The organism is Serratia sp. TSA_7 (genome assembly GCF_052692135.1).
Genome location: NZ_JBQZFU010000006.1, coordinates 64,689 through 82,007 on the forward strand (window position 1 = coordinate 64,689; position 17,319 = coordinate 82,007).

At 55.3% G+C, this 17,319-nt stretch carries 16 protein-coding genes; 14 read left to right on the forward strand and 2 right to left on the reverse strand.

Translation table 11 applies throughout. The features are described from left to right. Nucleotides 1–178 precede the first annotated feature (178 nt). The 8 genes from ACUTQW_RS18335 to ACUTQW_RS18370 all read left to right on the forward strand — a co-directional run bounded on the left by ACUTQW_RS18335 (nt 179) and on the right by ACUTQW_RS18370 (nt 9,090). Nucleotides 179–757 (forward strand): lipoprotein, encoded by a 579-nt coding sequence (locus tag ACUTQW_RS18335; RefSeq protein WP_064798673.1) that lies wholly within the window; start codon nt 179–181, stop codon nt 755–757. Nucleotides 758–810: 53 nt separating this feature from the next. Then, nucleotides 811–2,289: a muropeptide MFS transporter AmpG gene (gene ampG, locus ACUTQW_RS18340; protein ID WP_064798672.1), complete on the forward strand. Its 1,479-nt coding sequence runs from the start codon at nt 811–813 to the stop codon at nt 2,287–2,289. A gap of 443 nt (nt 2,290–2,732) precedes the next feature. Then, nucleotides 2,733–3,680, forward strand: a complete 948-nt coding sequence (gene cyoA / locus ACUTQW_RS18345; protein WP_004949290.1) for a cytochrome o ubiquinol oxidase subunit II — start codon at nt 2,733–2,735, stop codon at nt 3,678–3,680. Between the two features lie 4 nt (nt 3,681–3,684). Then, complete coding sequence (gene cyoB, locus ACUTQW_RS18350) at nt 3,685–5,676, forward strand: cytochrome o ubiquinol oxidase subunit I (RefSeq protein ID WP_004949288.1); 1,992 nt, start codon at nt 3,685–3,687, stop codon at nt 5,674–5,676. Then, nucleotides 5,666–6,283 (forward strand): cytochrome o ubiquinol oxidase subunit III, encoded by a 618-nt coding sequence (locus ACUTQW_RS18355; RefSeq protein ID WP_006319781.1) that lies wholly within the window; start codon nt 5,666–5,668, stop codon nt 6,281–6,283. The genes cyoB and ACUTQW_RS18355 overlap by 11 nt, the downstream gene beginning before the upstream one ends. Then, nucleotides 6,280–6,618: a cytochrome o ubiquinol oxidase subunit IV gene (locus ACUTQW_RS18360; RefSeq protein WP_004949284.1), complete on the forward strand. Its 339-nt coding sequence runs from the start codon at nt 6,280–6,282 to the stop codon at nt 6,616–6,618. Before ACUTQW_RS18355 ends, ACUTQW_RS18360 begins: the two co-directional genes overlap by 4 nt. 18 nt (nt 6,619–6,636) lie before the next feature. Further along, a complete protein-coding gene (cyoE, locus tag ACUTQW_RS18365) occupies nt 6,637–7,527 on the forward strand; it encodes a heme o synthase (RefSeq protein WP_004949283.1) in 891 nt (296 codons plus the stop codon). A gap of 198 nt (nt 7,528–7,725) precedes the next feature. Continuing rightward, nucleotides 7,726–9,090, forward strand: coding sequence for an MFS transporter (locus tag ACUTQW_RS18370; RefSeq protein WP_062793168.1), 1,365 nt, complete (start codon nt 7,726–7,728; stop codon nt 9,088–9,090). Nucleotides 9,091–9,146: 56 nt separating this feature from the next. Here ACUTQW_RS18370 and ACUTQW_RS18375 read toward each other — a convergent pair whose 3' ends face one another. After that, nucleotides 9,147–9,638: a YajQ family cyclic di-GMP-binding protein gene (locus ACUTQW_RS18375; protein ID WP_006323931.1), complete on the reverse strand. Its 492-nt coding sequence runs from the start codon at nt 9,636–9,638 to the stop codon at nt 9,147–9,149. A 182-nt stretch (nt 9,639–9,820) separates the two neighbouring features. Between ACUTQW_RS18375 and panE the strand changes: the two genes are divergently transcribed. Both panE and yajL read left to right on the forward strand, forming a co-directional pair. After that, nucleotides 9,821–10,732 carry a 2-dehydropantoate 2-reductase gene (gene panE / locus ACUTQW_RS18380; RefSeq protein WP_062793170.1) on the forward strand — a complete coding sequence of 304 codons (912 nt, stop codon included), beginning with the start codon at nt 9,821–9,823 and terminating at the stop codon, nt 10,730–10,732. Then, nucleotides 10,695–11,285 (forward strand): protein deglycase YajL, encoded by a 591-nt coding sequence (gene yajL, locus ACUTQW_RS18385; protein WP_006323929.1) that lies wholly within the window; start codon nt 10,695–10,697, stop codon nt 11,283–11,285. The genes panE and yajL overlap by 38 nt, the downstream gene beginning before the upstream one ends. Nucleotides 11,286–11,440: 155 nt before the next feature. On the opposite strand, the gene thiI is transcribed toward yajL, so the two are convergent. Next, complete coding sequence (thiI, locus tag ACUTQW_RS18390; RefSeq protein WP_004949278.1) at nt 11,441–12,889, reverse strand: tRNA uracil 4-sulfurtransferase ThiI; 1,449 nt, start codon at nt 12,887–12,889, stop codon at nt 11,441–11,443. A 232-nt stretch (nt 12,890–13,121) separates the two neighbouring features. Here thiI and xseB point away from each other — a divergent pair, with 232 nt between their 5' ends. From xseB to ACUTQW_RS18410, 4 genes are all read left to right on the forward strand, one after another. After that, complete coding sequence (gene xseB, locus ACUTQW_RS18395) at nt 13,122–13,385, forward strand: exodeoxyribonuclease VII small subunit (protein ID WP_004949276.1); 264 nt, start codon at nt 13,122–13,124, stop codon at nt 13,383–13,385. A gap of 5 nt (nt 13,386–13,390) precedes the next feature. Beyond that, the gene (gene ispA, locus ACUTQW_RS18400) at nt 13,391–14,311 is read left to right on the forward strand and encodes a (2E,6E)-farnesyl diphosphate synthase (RefSeq protein ID WP_004949273.1); all 921 of its coding nucleotides are present in this window, start codon (nt 13,391–13,393) and stop codon (nt 14,309–14,311) included. 34 nt (nt 14,312–14,345) lie between these two features. Beyond that, nucleotides 14,346–16,211 (forward strand): 1-deoxy-D-xylulose-5-phosphate synthase, encoded by a 1,866-nt coding sequence (dxs, locus tag ACUTQW_RS18405; RefSeq protein ID WP_004949271.1) that lies wholly within the window; start codon nt 14,346–14,348, stop codon nt 16,209–16,211. A 108-nt stretch (nt 16,212–16,319) separates the two neighbouring features. Beyond that, nucleotides 16,320–17,294, forward strand: a complete 975-nt coding sequence (locus tag ACUTQW_RS18410; RefSeq protein ID WP_006323927.1) for an aldo/keto reductase — start codon at nt 16,320–16,322, stop codon at nt 17,292–17,294. Nucleotides 17,295–17,319 lie beyond the last annotated feature (25 nt).

Sequence of the window (17,319 nt, forward strand, 5' to 3'; positions counted from 1 at the left end):
TAAAAATTTGTCACTCCGGTGCGTTCTGCACTTCCCCCGGCCGGCGGCGATGCTATGATGTCGACAATTCGTTGTTGGCTATCCCGCTCTGATTATTACAGAAAGTTTACTCAAACCGGCCTCTCTATCATCAGCAGTTTGAGTCGGCTTAAAATCCATCGAGAATGAGACAGTAACTATGTTAAAAAAACTTTGCCTTCCACTGTTGGCCGCTCTGATGCTGGCCGGTTGTGCTACCAGCAGCAACACCCTGAACGTAACGCCCAAGATCGTACTGCCGCAGCAGGATCCAACGCTGCAAGGCGTAACTGTCAGCATTAACGGTGCAGATCAGCGCCAGGACCAGGCGCTGGCGAAAGTGAATCGCGACGGCCAGCTCGTTACCCTTACGCCATCGCGCGATCTACGCTTCCTGCTGCAAGAAGTGCTGGAGAAACAAATGGGCGCGCGCGGTTACATGATCGGCGCCGATGGCACGGTTGATCTGCAAATCGTGGTGAACAACCTGTATGCGGACGTCTCCGAAGGCAACCTGCGCTACAACATCACCACCAAGGCCGATATTTCGATCACCGCTCAAGCGAAAAACGGCAACAAGCAGGTGAAAAACTACCGCTCCACTTATAACGTGCAGGGTGCTTTCACCGCGACCAACGAGAAAATCACCAACGCGGTTAACACCGTATTGGGCGACGTTATTGCCGATATGGCGCAAGACACCAGCGTCAACGACTTCATCAAGCAGAACGCGCGTTAATCCGCGAATACTTTGTGCCGCCTGAGCCATCGGGCGGCACAGACAGGGAAATCATGTCGAAACAGTATCTGAATATCTTCACCCAGCGTAACTCCGCCATTCTCCTGCTGCTGGGCTTTGCCTCGGGTTTGCCGCTGGCGCTGACCTCCGGCACGTTGCAAGCCTGGATGACCGTCGAAAACATCGATCTGAAAACCATCGGTATTTTTTCACTGGTCGGTCAAGCCTATGTATTCAAATTTCTGTGGTCTCCCTTCATGGACCGCTACACCCCGCCATTCCTTGGCCGGCGTCGTGGCTGGCTGCTGATCAGTCAGTTGCTGCTGGTGGTGTCGATTGTGGCCATGGGCTTCATGCAGCCGGCGCAACATCTGTGGTGGCTGGCGGCGTTGGCGGTGCTGGTGGCGTTCTGTTCCGCCTCGCAGGATATTGTTTTCGATGCGTATAAAACCGACCTGCTAAACGCCGAAGAACGCGGCGCGGGGGCGGCGATCTCCGTTCTCGGCTACCGGCTGGCGATGCTGGTTTCCGGCGGCTTGGCGCTGTGGCTGGCGGATCGTTATTTAGGTTGGCAATCAACCTATTGGCTGATGGCCGGGCTGATGCTGATTGGTATCGTCGCCACCCTGCTGGCGCCAGAGCCGGACGATGGCATTCCGGCACCGCGATCCATGGAGCAGGCGGTCGTCGCCCCGCTGCGCGATTTCTTTGCACGGAACAATGCCTGGCTGATTTTGCTGCTGATAGTCATGTACAAGATGGGCGACGCCTTTGCCGGCAGCCTGAGCACTACGTTCCTGATCCGCGGCGTGGGCTTTGACGCCGGGGAGGTCGGGCTGGTCAACAAGACTCTCGGCCTGTTCGCCACCATCGTCGGCGCGCTGTTTGGCGGTGTGCTGATGCAACGCCTTAGTCTGTTTCGCGCTCTGATGCTGTTCGGGATTCTCCAGGCGGTGTCCAATCTCGGTTACTGGATCCTGGCGGTCACCGACAAGAACATCATGACGATGGGCAGCGCCATCTTCCTGGAAAACCTGTGCGGCGGCATGGGCACTGCGGCCTTCGTCGCGCTGCTGATGACGTTGTGCAACAAGTCGTTTTCCGCCACCCAATTCGCCCTGTTGTCGGCGCTGTCCGCCGTCGGCCGCGTCTATGTTGGCCCGATTGCCGGTTGGTTCGTTGAGGCGCACGGCTGGCCGCTGTTTTATTTATTCTCGATCGCCGCCGCCCTGCCAGGCCTGCTGCTGTTGCGCCTGTGCCGTCAAACGCTGGAATATACCCAGCGTACCGACAACTTCATGCCACGTACCGAGTTCCGTCAACTTTACCGCTGGGCACTGCGTCTGTTGACTTTGGGCTGCTCGCTGCTGGGGGTCTGGCTGATTCTGTTGATTACCAACGCGCTCGACTGGAGTGCCTTGCCGAACCTGGCCGACCTCCTGCTGCAAACTGGCGCCGCACTGAGCCTGGTGGGCATCGCGATGGGCAGCCTGCTTGACTACCTGGCGCTGCGCCGCACCAAGCTGGCCTGATATTGCCGGCCGGTACATAGCACCGGTCGGCAAAAATGCATCAACGTGATGAGTTTATTTTTCTTAAAAAAACATAATTGCCGTTAAAATTATTTTTTTATCCGAGCAAAACGCTCGGAAATAAAATTACCGTCACTTTAAATACACAATTATTTTACATTATATAAACCTTTCCTTCGTATTTAAAATACGGCAGGTTAATGTGCCAAAATCAGCATACCGTTAGTTTTCCTTAACATAGAGCCTGCCCGGCACGATTCAGCTCGCCAACGCGTTGTTGCCATTGGTAAATTGTCACGTAAGGTTACATCTGTGACCCCCTTAACAGAAAGTGTCAACAAGGCGCTGACACTCCCTTAAGCATGTTTACAGTACTGCAACCTTCCCGTAAAATGCCCGCACACATGAAACGACAATAGAGCCTTTGTAATTGAGGTCGTTAGATGAGACTTAAGAAATACAATAAAAGTATTGGGATGATGTCATTAATTGCATCTACTGTAATGCTCAGTGGTTGCAATATGGTATTGATGAACCCCAAAGGAGCAATTGGTGTTGAGCAACGGACACTGATTATCACTGCAATCGCGCTGATGTTGATCGTGGTGATACCGGTTATCTTTATGGCGTTCGCTTTTGCCTGGAAGTACCGTGCTTCCAACAAAGACGCCAAGTACAGTCCGAACTGGTCACATTCCAACAAGATCGAAGCGGTCGTCTGGACCATTCCTATCATTATCATCGCCATCCTTGGCACCATTACCTGGAAGACTACCCACGAACTTGATCCGTTCAAGCCGATTGTCACTGACAAGAAGCCGATGACGATCGAAGTGGTGTCGCTCGACTGGAAATGGTTGTTTATCTATCCGGAACAAGGCATCGCAACCGTTAATGAATTGGCTTTCCCGAAAGATGTTCCAGTCGAATTCAAGATCACCTCTAACTCGGTAATGAACTCGTTCTTTATTCCTCAGTTAGGTGGGCAGATTTATGCGATGGCCGGGATGCAGACCAAACTGCACCTGATCGGCAACGAAGCAGGCAAATACGACGGTATTTCCAGCAGCTTCAGCGGTCGCGGGTTCTCCGGCATGAAATTCACCGCTATTGTCACCCCAACCGAAGGCGACTTCGATCAGTGGGTTGCCAAGGTGAAAGCATCGTCGAATAACCTTAACGCCACCAGCGACTTTAACAAACTGGCAGAGCCGAGTGAAAACAACCCGGTCGAGTACTTCTCCAGTGTCAAACCGAATTTGTTCAAAGAAACTATTGGCAAATTCATGGGTGACATGAACATGCACAAAGGCGCTACCGCGCATGAAGGCATGGACATGAGCCAGGGTATGGACATGAGTGAGCATGCTCACGCCGGAGCCGAGGAATAATCTGATGTTGGGAAAATTAACACTTGATGCGGTTCCGTACCACGAACCGATCATCATGATCACCGTTGCTGCAATTGTTATCGGGGGCCTGGCTCTGCTGGCTCTGATAACCTATTTCGGCAAATGGAAATGGCTGTGGAGCGATTGGCTGACTTCGGTCGACCACAAAAAAATTGGTATCATGTACATCATCGTGGCAATGGTTATGTTGCTGCGTGGTTTCGCCGATGCCATCATGATGCGTAGCCAGCAGGCGCTTGCGTCCGCCGGCGAGGCCGGGTTCCTGCCGCCGCACCACTACGACCAAATCTTTACCGCTCACGGCGTAATCATGATCTTCTTCATGGCGATGCCTTTCGTGGTTGGTCTGATGAACGTTGTGGTTCCGTTGCAAATCGGCGCCCGTGACGTTGCCTTCCCGTTCCTGAACTCCCTGAGCTTCTGGTTCTTCGTGGTGGGCGTAGTGCTGATCAACATCTCTCTGGGGGTTGGTGAGTTCGCGCAGACCGGTTGGCTGGCTTATCCGCCGCTGTCGGGCAAGGAATACAGTCCTGGCGTCGGGGTCGATTACTGGATCTGGAGTCTGCAGATTTCCGGTCTGGGTACCCTGTTGACCGGTGTGAACTTCTTCGCCACCATCATGAAGATGCGTGCCCCTGGCATGCCTCTGATGAAGATGCCGGTGTTCACCTGGGCGGCGCTGTGTACTAACGTCCTGATCATCGTTTCTTTCCCAATTCTGACCGTCACCATCGCGTTGCTGACCCTGGATCGCTATCTGGGCACCCATTTCTTTACCAATGATATGGGCGGCAACATGATGATGTACATCAACCTGATTTGGGCCTGGGGTCACCCAGAGGTGTATATTCTGGTACTGCCGGTGTTCGGTGTGTTCTCCGAAGTGACCGCGACCTTCTCCAGAAAACGCCTGTTCGGCTATACCTCACTGGTATGGGCAACCATCGCGATTACCGTTCTGTCGTTTATCGTATGGCTGCACCACTTCTTTACCATGGGGTCCGGCGCGAACGTCAACGCCTTCTTCGGTATCGCCACCATGATCATTTCCATCCCTACCGGGGTGAAAATCTTCAACTGGCTGTTCACCATGTACCAGGGCCGCATTCAGTTCAACTCGGCAATGCTGTGGACCATCGGCTTCATCATCACCTTCTCTGTGGGTGGGATGACCGGCGTGCTGCTGGCCGTTCCGGGCGCGAACTTCGTGCTGCACAACAGTCTGTTCCTGATTGCCCACTTCCATAACGTTATCATCGGTGGTGTGGTGTTCGGTTGCTTCGCAGGCCTGACTTACTGGTTCCCTAAATCCTTCGGCTTCACGCTGAACGAAAAATGGGGCATCCGCGCGTTCTGGTTCTGGATCATCGGTTTCTTCGTGGCCTTTATGCCGCTGTATGCTCTGGGCTTTATGGGTATGACTCGTCGTATCAGCCAGAACATCAACCCTGAGTTCCACCCACTGCTGCTGGTAGCGGCTGGCGGTGCAGCGCTGATCGCCTGCGGTATTCTGTGCCAGCTGATCCAGATCTTCGTCAGCGTGCGTGACCGCGAGCAGAACCGCGATCTGACCGGTGACCCATGGGGCGCTCGTACGTTGGAGTGGTCTACCTCGTCTCCACCGCCGTTCTATAACTTTGCCGTAGTGCCGCAGATTCATGACCGTGATGAATTCTGGGACATGAAAGAAAAAGGCGAAGCCTATAAGAAACCGGCTAAGTATGAACCGATTCATATGCCGAAAAATACCGGCGCCGGTGTGATTATCGCTGGCTTCAGCCTGGTATTCGGTTTCGCGATGATCTGGGACATCTGGTGGATGGCGATCGCTGCCTTCGTAGGTATGATCGTGACCTGGATTGCCAAGAGCTTCGATGAAGATGTTGATTACTATGTGCAGGTTGATGAAATCGAGCGCATTGAGAACCAACACTATGAACAAATCAGCAAAGCAGGCGTGAAACATGTCAACTGATACTCTGACTAACCATAACGCAGCCCATGCAGAGCATGGGCACCATGACGCAGGCGAGACCAAAGTCTTCGGATTCTGGATCTACCTGATGAGCGACTGTATTTTGTTTGCGAGCTTGTTCGCGACTTATGCAGTACTGGTGAACGGGACCGCCGGCGGTCCCTCTGGCAAAGACATCTTCGATCTGAAGTTTGTCCTGGTTGAAACCTTCCTGCTGTTGTTCAGCTCCATCACCTACGGTATGGCGATGATCGGCATGAACAAAGGCAAGGTTGGCAGCGTTAATACCTGGCTGTTCCTGACCTTCCTGTTCGGTCTGGGCTTCGTAGCGATGGAAATCTATGAATTCCATCATCTGATCGCCGAAGGCTTCGGTCCGGATCGCAGCGCGTTCCTGTCCGGCTTCTTCGCACTGGTTGCTACTCACGGTCTGCACGTGTCTACCGGTCTGGTTTGGATCATCATCATGATGATTCAGGTGAGCAAGCGTGGCCTGACTTCAACCAACAAAACCCGTCTGATGTGTCTGAGCCTGTTCTGGCACTTCCTCGACGTGGTCTGGATCTGCGTATTTACCGTTGTTTACCTGCTGGGGGTTATGTCATGAGCCATTCATCCCATGAAACTTCTCACGGCGGCGCAAGCCACGGTAGCGTTAAGTCATATCTGATCGGCTTTATCCTGTCGATCATCCTGACGGTGATTCCATTTGCGATGGTGATGAGCGGCACAGCCTCTCACTCAACCATCCTGGCGGTTGTAGTTGGCATGGCAGTCATTCAGGTGATTGTTCACCTGATTTACTTCCTGCACATGAATACCTCATCGGAAGAGCGCTGGAACCTGGTGGCATTGCTGTTCACCGCTATGATCATCGGTATCGTTGTTGTGGGTTCACTCTGGATTATGTACAACCTCAACATCAATATGATGGTCAGTTAAAGAGCCGAGCTGCACGTGATGATTAAGCAATACCTGCAAGTAACTAAACCAGGAATTATTTTCGGCAATTTAATTTCTGTCGTAGGGGGATTTCTGCTCGCTTCCAAAGGAAGCATCGATTATCCCCTGTTTCTCGCCACCCTGGTGGGTGTCTCGTTGGTTGTCGCTTCGGGCTGTGTGTTTAACAACTACATTGACCGCGACATCGACAAGAAAATGGAGAGAACGAAGAACCGGGTGCTGGTGAAAGGCCTGATCGCGCCGAGTGTGACCCTGGTTTATGCTACCGTTTTGGGTATTGCGGGCTTTGTGTTGCTGTATATCGGCGCCAACCCGCTGGCCATGTGGCTGGCGGTGATGGGCTTCGTGGTTTATGTCGGCGTTTATAGCCTGTACATGAAACGCCACTCGGTATACGGCACGCTGATCGGCAGCCTGTCGGGCGCTGCGCCACCGGTTATCGGTTATTGCGCGGTGACCAACGAGTTTGATGCCGGTGCGTTGATCCTGCTGGCTATCTTTAGCCTGTGGCAGATGCCGCATTCCTACGCGATTGCCATCTTCCGCTTTAAAGATTACCAGGCGGCCAACATTCCGGTTCTGCCGGTGGTCAAAGGCATTTCCGTGGCGAAGAACCACATCACGGTCTACATCTTGGCGTTTATGATTGCTACGCTGATGCTGACCCTAAGCGGCTACGCCGGCTACAAATACCTGATCGTCGCTGCGGCGGTAAGCGTATGGTGGCTGGGTATGGCGCTGCGTGGTTACAAAACAGAAAATGACAGCATCTGGGCGCGCAAACTGTTTGTGTTCTCCATTGTTGCCATCACTTCGCTGAGCGTAATGATGTCTATCGACTTCAGCGCAACGGCATCGCCAGAAACGCTGATGACTTACGTCTGGTAAGCCAAATCGTCTGTGAATGGGCCGCTTAGCGGCCCATTTTATTTGTCTCGCCGAAAAGCCGCCGAACTGTAATATCTGTTAAACAACATTCGATTTACCCCCCCTGCCCTTCACACTAAAATGACGCAGCTTTTCAGAAGCTATCCCACCAGGCGTTATCGCCGATAACCTGCTGGAATGGCTTTTAATGAGGTTTTAATGAACGACAATGCAATGACCCCGCAGGAACGACGGGCGACCTGGGGATTAGGAACGGTATTTTCACTGCGCATGCTTGGCATGTTTATGGTGCTGCCGGTACTGACCACCTACGGTATGGCGTTGAACGGCGCCAGCGAAACGCTGATCGGTATCGCCATCGGCATTTACGGCCTGGCACAAGCGGTGTTTCAGATCCCCTTCGGCCTGATTTCCGACCGCATCGGCCGCAAGCCGCTGATCGTCGGCGGGCTATTGATCTTTGCGCTGGGCAGCGTGATTGCCGCCGTCACCGACTCCATTTGGGGCGTGATCCTCGGCCGAGCATTGCAGGGCTCCGGCGCTATCGCGGCGGCAGTGATGGCGTTGCTGTCAGACCTGACCCGCGAGCAGAACCGCACCAAGGCGATGGCGTTTATCGGCGTTAGCTTCGGCATCACCTTTGCCATTGCCATGGTGGTCGGCCCGATCGTCACCCACGCTTTCGGCCTGCATGCGCTATTTTGGATGATTGCCGTGCTGGCCTTGGCCGGTATCGTGATTACCCTGGCGGTGGTGCCGTCCGCAGACAGCCACGTGCTGAACCGTGAATCCAGCATCGTGCGCGGCAGCTTCAGCAAGGTGTTGAGCAACTCCCGCCTGCTGAAGCTGAATTTCGGCATCATGTGTCTGCATATTCTGCTGATGTCCAGCTTCGTGGCACTGCCGCTGGCGATGGAAAAAGCCGGTTTGGCGCCGAGCCGGCATTGGATCGTCTATTTGGTCACCATGCTGGTTTCTTTTGCCGCCGTGGTGCCCTTTATCATTTATGCCGAAATGAAACGCCGCATGAAGCAGGTGTTTATGGGCTGCGTGGCGGTTCTGTTCTGTGCCGAAGTGCTGTTGTGGCTGTCCGGCGCCCATCTGTGGGGCATCATTGCCGGCGTGCAGCTGTTCTTCATGGCGTTTAACGTGATGGAAGCGATTCTGCCTTCGTTGATCAGCAAAGAATCGCCGGCCGGTTACAAAGGTACCGCTATGGGGGTTTACTCCACCAGCCAGTTTATCGGCGTGGCGATTGGCGGCAGCTTGGGCGGCTTGTTGTATGGCCTGCAGGGCGCCGGCTTGGTGTTTATCGCCGGTGCGGTTATCGCCGCCGTTTGGTTCCTGGTCAGCAGCACCATGCAAGAACCGCCGTACGTCAGCAGCCTGCGCATTACGTTGTCGGAACTGGCGGTGAAGGATTCTGCGCTGGAAAGCCGTCTGAAGGCCCAGCCTGGCGTGGCGGAAGCGATAGTAGTGCCCGAAGAGCGCAGCGCCTACGTGAAGGTCGATACCAAACAGACCAACCGCGGTCAGTTGGAAGCTCTGGTAAATTCGCTGTAGCTGTCGTAATAGAAAGGGCCAGCTTGCTGGCCCTTGGTAATATCGTCGCGGAAAAGTTAATCGCGGAAGTTTTTGAACTGGAACGGTTGCCCCAGATCGGCGCCGCGCACCAGCGCCATAACCCCTTGCAGATCGTCGCGTGACTTGCCGGTAACGCGGACTTCATCACCTTGAATTTGTGCCTGCACCTTCAGCTTGCTGTCTTTGATCAGCTTGACGATTTTCTTCGCCTGCGTGGTTTCAATCCCCTGTTTCAGCTTGGCTTCCACGCTGTAGGTTTTGCCGCTGTGGGTCATTTCGTCCGGGATCTCCAGCGCGCCGCCATCGATACTGCGCTTGCTCAGTTTCTCACGCAGAATATCGATCAGTTGCTGCACCTGGAAATCAGATTCGCTGGCGACTTTGATGCTTTCATCTTTTTCGTTCAGCTCAAAACTGGCCGGCACGTTGCGGAAATCCCAACGGGTGCCGAGATCGCGTGTGGCGTTCTCAACGGCGTTACGCACTTCCTGCATATCAATTTCGGAAACAATGTCGAAAGATGGCATACTTCTTCCTCCTGAATTAGAGCCTAATGCGATAGGCGATTTCGATGCCGAGCATGATAACCGCTTTAGCGCCTCAGGCAAAATCTGCTGAACCTACCGGCAGATATCTCGCCGGATAGCAGAAAAGTCTATAATTATACGACAGTAATTGAGCGGTATTCCCGTTACCCCAAGGAGACTGAATGAAAATAACTATTCTTGGTTGCGGTGCGCTCGGACAACTGTGGCTCTCCAGGCTTTATCAGCAGGGCCACGACGTACAAGGATGGCTGCGGGTACCGCAACCCTTCTGCGCAGTGAACGTGATTGAGCCTGAGGGCACCTCGTTCAACCGTAATTTGCCCACCAACGATCCCGAACATCTGGCCCAAAGCGAACTGTTGCTGGTCACGCTGAAAGCCTGGCAGGTTTCCAGCGCCGTCAGCGCGCTGCTGCCCAGGTTGAACCCGCGTTGCGCCATACTGCTGCTGCATAACGGCATGGGCACCCAGGATGAACTGCCGGCAAACAGCCAGCCCATATTGCAGGGCACCACGACCCACGCGGCAAGGCGCGAAGGCAGCACCATTATCCATGTTGCCGGCGGCACCACCCATATCGGCCCGACATCGCCGGCGGCGATACATCTCAGCCATCTGGCGGAAATGTTGCATCAGGCTTTGCCCGATGTGGCCTGGCACAACAACATTGCGTCGGCAAACTGGCGCAAGCTGGCGGTCAACTGCGTGATTAACCCCCTTACGGCTTTGTATGACTGCCGTAATGGCGAATTGCAGCGTTACCCGGAGCAAATCGAAACCCTGTGCCGCGAAGTCTCCGGCGTGATGGAAATGGAAGGCTACCACACCTCATGCGAAGGGCTGCGGCAATACGTGATGGAAGTGATTCAGAGCACCGCAGATAACATCTCTTCGATGCTGCAGGATGTCCGCACCCAGCGGCATACCGAGATCGACTACATTACCGGCTATCTGCTGCGCCGCGCGCGCAGCCACGGCATGATTCTGCCGGAGAACGCGCGGTTGTTTGAACTGATTAAGCGAAAGGAAAATGAATATGAGCGTATCGGCGCTGGTCTGCCTGGCACCTGGTAGCGAAGAAACCGAAGCCGTCACTACCATCGATCTTCTGGTACGAGCGGGCGTGAAAGTCACTACCGCCAGCGTGGCCGGCGACGGTGACCTGACTATCGTCTGCTCGCGCGGCGTAAAGCTGCTGGCGGACGCGCCGCTGGTGTCGATTGTGGACGATCCCTTCGATGCCATCGTGCTGCCCGGCGGCCTGAAAGGCGCCGAGTGTTTTCGCGACAGCCCGCTGTTGGTAGAGAAAGTGCGTCAGATGCATCTGCAGGGCAACATCGTCGCCGCTATCTGTGCGGCGCCGGCCCTGGTGCTGCAACACCACGATCTGTTCCCCATCGGCAATATGACCGGTTTCCCCGGATTGAAAGATCAGATCCCGGCAGACAAATGGATGGAGCGGCGCGTGGTATACGATGCGCGCGTCAACCTGCTCACCAGCCAGGGGCCGGGAACGTCGATGGAGTTTGCGCTGAAGTTGATCGATTTGCTGCTGGGTAAGGCCAAAGCGGCGGAAATAGCAGCGCAGCTGGTGTTGATTCCGGGGATGTACGATTTCCGCGATTAGCAAGCATCAGTTCTGAGGTTAAAATAGATAATCCACAAAATAATTGGAGCTGCAACCAGGCGGCCAGTGCGGGAATCCCCGGGAGCTTACTTGAGTAAGTGACCGGGGTGAGCGCATGCAGCCAACACAGTTGCAGCTTCAAGTATGACGTGGATTTAAGGGCGATAAACCTTCACATTGGTGAATCCCTGCTCCAGCAGGTACAGCGCCTGCAGGCGGCTCATCACGCCACGATCGCAGTACAGCAGGTAAGTTTTGCTCTGATCCAGGGAGCCAAACTGCGTGCTGAGTTTGTAGAACGGCAGCGGTTTCACCTCAACCTGTTCCAGCTTCAGCGGCTTCTCTTCTTGCTCGTCGTTAGAACGGATATCCAGGATCACTTCGTCAGCGCCAAAGGCCGCCACGGTTTCTACTTCAGCAACCTGTTCCTGCGCCTGTTCGGCGATGGTACGGATATCGACATTCTTCGCTTCACTCACCACGCGATCGAGAATGGAAAAATCGAAGTGGCTTTCCTCCTCTTCAATTTTGGCTTTGATCGCTTTTACCGTCGGGCTTTTCGAGATCACACCACAGTATTCCGGCATGGTCTTGGCAAAGTCTTCGGTGCCGATTTCGCGCGCCACTTTGATGATGTGTTCTTTGTCGTGCGAAATCAGCGGACGCAGGATCAGGGTATCGGACGCATTGTCGATCAAACGCAGATTAGTCAGCGTCTGGCTGGACACCTGACCCAGCGCCTCACCGGTGACCAGCGCCTGTACGCCATAACGTTCCGCAACTTGCGAGGCTGCGCGCACCATCATGCGTTTGAGCACCACGCCCATCTGACCATCGTCGACCTTTTCCAGGATCTCGCCGACCACGGGTTCGAAATCGATGGCGACAAAGCGCACCTTGTGCGAGCTGGCAAAGCGGTTCCACAGATAATACGCCACCTGCTTGACGCCGATTTCATGCGCCGCACCGCCCAGATTGAAGAAACAGTAATGCACGCGGCAACCGCGACGCATCAGCATATAGCTGGAAACGCCCGAGTCGAAACCGCCGGAAATCAGCGACAGCACGTCTTCCTGAGTGCCCACCGGGTAACCGCCGATGCCTTCGCGGCGCGCTTTTACCAGCATCAGCTTGTCGTCTTCGATTTCCAGGTTGACCGTCACCTGCGGGTGCGACAGCTTAACGCGCGCACTTTCGATGTGCTGGTTCAAACCGCCGCCAACGTAACGTTCCACGTCCTGCGAGTTGAAGTCTTGCTTGCCGCGGCGCTTAACGCGCACGCAGAAGGTCTTACCCTCCAACTGCTCGCGGTAAGCTTCCAGCGTCTGCTCGAAAATATGGTGGATATCGGTGTAGCCGCGGTCTTCCACTTCCAGAATATGGTGGATGCCGGGAATGCGCGTCAGCGCGTCGGCAATCACCGGCCGCTGATTTTCATCTTTGGCGCGAACTTCGATATGATCCCAGTGACGGACAACCGCCAGCGTTTCATCATACTGCTTCAGGACATTGCGGATATTGGTCGAGAGAATCTTGATAAAGCGCAAGCGCACAGATTGACTCTTGATGGTGATTTCCGGGAACAATTTAATGATAAACTTCATGGCGGTCTTTATTGTCAGAATTACGAGGGAAAAGGATTTACAATGTATATGCGATTGATAAAACCAACGGCACTGCCGAATGTTTTATCAATCGCATTTGCGGCGCAGAGTATATCACTATCTGGTGAAGCCCGGTGCACAAAACCACACATGCGCGCCATGATTTGCTAATCAAAATCCGCTAGGATAGGCTCTGGCGCCACTGTTCACATGATGATGTAAAAAGAAAATTATGCCGAAAAAACCTGCACAATCAGACAGTACAGAGCAAAGCATCAGCTTTGAAAGTTCCCTCAGCGAACTGGAAAACATCGTGACGCGTCTGGAATCGGGTGAGTTACCGCTGGAAGACGCGCTGAATGAATTCGAACGCGGCGTTCAGCTGGCGCGCCAGGGCCAACAGAAGCTGCAACAGGCCGAGCAGCGTGTGCAAATTTTACTTAACGACAGCGCCGATGACGCCGCGCTGGCGCCTTTCACCCCGGATGCAGAGTAATCGTCATGTCTGAGATCGTCCAACAGGCCGCTTTTTCTGAGCAGTTACAGGCTTTTCGCCAGCGGGCCGACCGCGCGCTGCTGGATTTTATCGCGCCGCTGCCGTTCAATGAAGGCAACATGGTGGCCGCCATGCGCCACGGCGCGCTGCTGGGCGGCAAACGTCTGCGCCCGTTCCTGGTGTATACCACCGGGCAGATGTTTGGCGTTTCACTGAATAATTTGGATGTGCCGGCCGCTGCGGTAGAATGCATTCATGCCTATTCGTTGATCCACGACGATCTTCCGGCAATGGACGATGACGATCTGCGTCGCGGTCAGCCTACCTGCCATATCAAATTTGGTGAAGCCAGCGCGATCCTGGCGGGTGATGCACTGCAGACGCTGGCATTTTCCATTCTGGCCGATGCCGACATGCCCGACGTGGCGCTGCGCGATCGGCTGGCCATGGTGTCCGAACTGGCGACCGCCAGCGGCGCTGCCGGCATGTGCGGTGGCCAGTCGTTGGATCTCGAGGCTGAAGGCAGGCAAATTGATCTGCCTGCGCTGGAGCTGATACACCGCCACAAGACCGGCGCATTAATCCGCGCGGCGGTTCGCCTTGGGGCTTTGGCCGCCGGTGAACCTGGCCGTGCAGCGCTGCCGCAGCTTGACCGTTACGCTGCGGCGATCGGCCTGGCGTTTCAGGTACAGGATGACATTTTGGACGTTGTCGGCGAAACCGAGAAAATCGGTAAACGCCAGGGAGCGGACCAGCAACACGGAAAGAGCACCTATCCAGCTTTGCTCGGGCTTGACAGCGCGAAAGCAAAAGCGTGGGATCTCTATCAGGAAGCTTTAGCTGCATTAGACACTTTGGCAGCGCAATCTTATAACACAGCGCCATTGCGAGCGTTAGCCAGCTTCATTATTGAACGCGACAATTAACGTGTGACGTTAACTCCTCTGATATGAGTATCGAATGAGTCTTGATATAGCCAAATACCCGACCTTGGCGCTAGTGGAAAATCCCGATGAACTCCGCTCGCTGCCAAAAGAGAGCCTGCCGAAGCTGTGTGACGAACTGCGGCAATACCTGCTGGACAGCGTCAGCCGCTCCAGCGGCCACTTTGCGTCCGGGCTGGGTACCGTCGAACTGACGGTGGCATTGCACTATGTTTACAACACACCCTTCGATCATCTGGTATGGGACGTTGGCCACCAGGCCTACCCGCATAAAATTCTGACCGGCCGTCGCGACAGGATTTCCACCATCCGCCAGAAAGACGGCCTGCACCCTTTTCCCTGGCGTGCTGAGAGTGAATATGACGTGCTGTCGGTTGGCCACTCGTCTACCTCGATCAGCGCCGGCCTCGGCATGGCGGTTGCCGCGGAGCGTGAAGGCAAGAATCGCCGCACGGTCTGCGTGATTGGCGACGGCGCGATCACCGCCGGCATGGCGTTTGAAGCCATGAACCACGCCGGGGACATCAACCCGGATATGCTGGTGGTGCTGAACGATAACGAAATGTCGATTTCCGAAAACGTGGGCGCGCTGAACAATCATCTGGCGCAACTGCTTTCCGGCAAACTCTATTCCACCCTGCGCGAAGGCGGCAAAAGAGTGCTGTCCGGCCTGCCGCCCATCAAAGAGTTGGTCAAACGCACCGAAGAACACCTGAAAGGCATGGTGGTACCGGGCACGCTGTTCGAAGAGCTGGGTTTTAACTACATCGGCCCGGTCGACGGCCACGATGTCCAGGGGCTGGTCGCCACGCTGAAAAACATGCGTGATCTGAAAGGCCCGCAGTTGCTGCACATCATGACCAAAAAGGGCCGGGGTTACGCGCCGGCGGAAAAAGATCCGATCAGCTTCCACGCAGTACCGAAATTCGATCCGGCCAGCGGCACCTTGCCGAAAAGCGCCGGCGGTCAACCGTCCTATTCAAAAATCTTCGGTGACTGGCTGTGCGAAACCGCCGCCAAAGACAGCTCGCTGATGGCCATTACCCCAGCGATGCGCGAAGGCTCCGGCATGGTGCAGTTCTCTCGTGACTATCCGCAGCAATACTTTGACGTCGCCATTGCCGAACAGCATGCGGTCACCTTTGCCGCCGGTCTGGCGATTGGCGGCTACAAGCCGGTGGTGGCGATTTACTCCACCTTCCTGCAGCGCGCTTACGATCAACTGATCCACGATGTGGCGATCCAAAAACTGCCGGTGATGTTTGCCATCGATCGCGGCGGTATCGTCGGCGCCGACGGCCAGACTCACCAGGGGGCGTTCGATCTGTCATTCATGCGCTGTATCCCGACCATGGTGATCATGACGCCAAGTGATGAGAACGAATGCCGCCAGATGCTGTACACCGGCTATCACTATAACGAAGGCCCAAGCGCCGTCCGCTACCCGCGCGGTAACGGCACAGGTGCGCAGCTGGAACCGCTTGGCGCGTTGCCGATAGGCAAAGGCGTGGTGCGCCGGGAAGGCGAAAAGGTCGCGATACTGAACTTTGGCACCCTGCTGCCGGAAGCGGCTCAGGTGGCGGAGGCTCTCAATGCCACGCTGGTGGATATGCGTTTCGTGAAACCGCTGGACGAACAGCTGGTGCTGGAACTGGCTGCCAGCCACGAGGTACTGGTCACGCTGGAAGAGAACGCCATTATGGGCGGCGCCGGCAGCGGCGTGAACGAGCTGCTGATGGCCAAACGCCGCGCAGTGCCGGTACTGAATATCGGCCTGCCGGACAGCTTTGTGTCGCAAGGCAGCCAGGAAGAGGTTCGGGTCGATTTGGGCCTGGACGCCGCCGGCATACGGCGACAAATCGAAGCCTGGCTGGCGCAATAATCCCCGCGCCTGATTGACCGACGCCTCCGCTTTGCGGGGGCGTTTTCGTCTCAGTCATCCCGATAATCCACTACAGTTATAGATCTGTGCTGACACTGGGAGGCAAGCATGAAGTATCTGAAACTGGGTAACACCGATCTGAACGTCTCGCGCATCTGCCTGGGTTGTATGACCTACGGTGAACCCAACCGCGGCAACCACGCCTGGACGCTGCCGGAAGAAAGCAGCCGTCCGCTGCTGAAGCAGGCACTGGATGCCGGCATCAATTTCTTCGACACCGCCAACAGCTACTCAGACGGCAGCAGCGAGGAGATCGTCGGCCGGGCGCTGAGGGATTACGCGCGCCGTGATGACGTGGTGATCGCCACCAAAGTCTATTTCCCCCTGAGTAATCTGGAACGCGGCTTGTCGCGCGCCAAAATCATGCAGTCTATCGACGACAGCCTGAAACGATTGGGCACCGACTATGTCGATCTACTGCAAATCCACCGTTGGGATTATGAAACGCCCATTGAAGAAACGCTGGAAGCACTGCATGACGTGGTCAGGGCCGGTAAAGCGCGCTATATAGGTGCGTCGTCGATGTATGCCTGGCAATTCGCCAAAGCACTGTACACCGCCGATCTGCACGGCTGGACGCGGTTTGTCAGCATGCAGGACCAGTACAACCTGATTCAACGTGAGGAAGAGCGCGAAATGCATCCGCTGTGTGCCGCCGAAGGCATCGCGGTGCTGCCGTGGAGCCCGCTGGCTCGCGGCCGTCTGACTCGCCCATGGGGTGAAACCACCGCACGGCTGGTGTCCGATCAGGTCGGCAAAAATCTGTATGACGAAACCGAAGGTATCGATGGCATTATCGCCGAACGCGTCGCCACCCTTGCTCAAGAACGCGGTGTATCGCGTGCACAGATCGCGCTGGCCTGGCTGTTGAGCAAACCGGTGGTCAGTGCTCCTATTATCGGCGCCTCGCGCCAGGAACATCTGGAAGATGCCGTGGCCGCCGTCGATCTGGCATTAACGCCCGAAGAGATTGCCGAGCTGGAAACGGCCTATGTGCCGCATCACGTGACGGGGTTTGAATAACACGGAGGTTTCAAGGGCGCAGCCG

Coding starts and splice junctions, on each gene's coding strand:
- cyoE (WP_004949283.1), top strand. CDS start 6,637: ATGATTAAGCAATACCTGCAAGTAACTAAACCAGGAATTATTTTCGGC.
- ACUTQW_RS18335 (WP_064798673.1), top strand. CDS start 179: ATGTTAAAAAAACTTTGCCTTCCACTGTTGGCCGCTCTGATGCTGGCC.
- ACUTQW_RS18375 (WP_006323931.1), bottom strand. CDS start 9,638: ATGCCATCTTTCGACATTGTTTCCGAAATTGATATGCAGGAAGTGCGT.
- thiI (WP_004949278.1), bottom strand. CDS start 12,889: ATGAAGTTTATCATTAAATTGTTCCCGGAAATCACCATCAAGAGTCAA.
- ispA (WP_004949273.1), top strand. CDS start 13,391: ATGTCTGAGATCGTCCAACAGGCCGCTTTTTCTGAGCAGTTACAGGCT.
- cyoA (WP_004949290.1), top strand. CDS start 2,733: ATGAGACTTAAGAAATACAATAAAAGTATTGGGATGATGTCATTAATT.
- cyoB (WP_004949288.1), top strand. CDS start 3,685: ATGTTGGGAAAATTAACACTTGATGCGGTTCCGTACCACGAACCGATC.
- xseB (WP_004949276.1), top strand. CDS start 13,122: ATGCCGAAAAAACCTGCACAATCAGACAGTACAGAGCAAAGCATCAGC.
- ampG (WP_064798672.1), top strand. CDS start 811: ATGTCGAAACAGTATCTGAATATCTTCACCCAGCGTAACTCCGCCATT.
- panE (WP_062793170.1), top strand. CDS start 9,821: ATGAAAATAACTATTCTTGGTTGCGGTGCGCTCGGACAACTGTGGCTC.
- dxs (WP_004949271.1), top strand. CDS start 14,346: ATGAGTCTTGATATAGCCAAATACCCGACCTTGGCGCTAGTGGAAAAT.
- yajL (WP_006323929.1), top strand. CDS start 10,695: ATGAGCGTATCGGCGCTGGTCTGCCTGGCACCTGGTAGCGAAGAAACC.
- ACUTQW_RS18360 (WP_004949284.1), top strand. CDS start 6,280: ATGAGCCATTCATCCCATGAAACTTCTCACGGCGGCGCAAGCCACGGT.
- ACUTQW_RS18370 (WP_062793168.1), top strand. CDS start 7,726: ATGAACGACAATGCAATGACCCCGCAGGAACGACGGGCGACCTGGGGA.
- ACUTQW_RS18410 (WP_006323927.1), top strand. CDS start 16,320: ATGAAGTATCTGAAACTGGGTAACACCGATCTGAACGTCTCGCGCATC.
- ACUTQW_RS18355 (WP_006319781.1), top strand. CDS start 5,666: ATGTCAACTGATACTCTGACTAACCATAACGCAGCCCATGCAGAGCAT.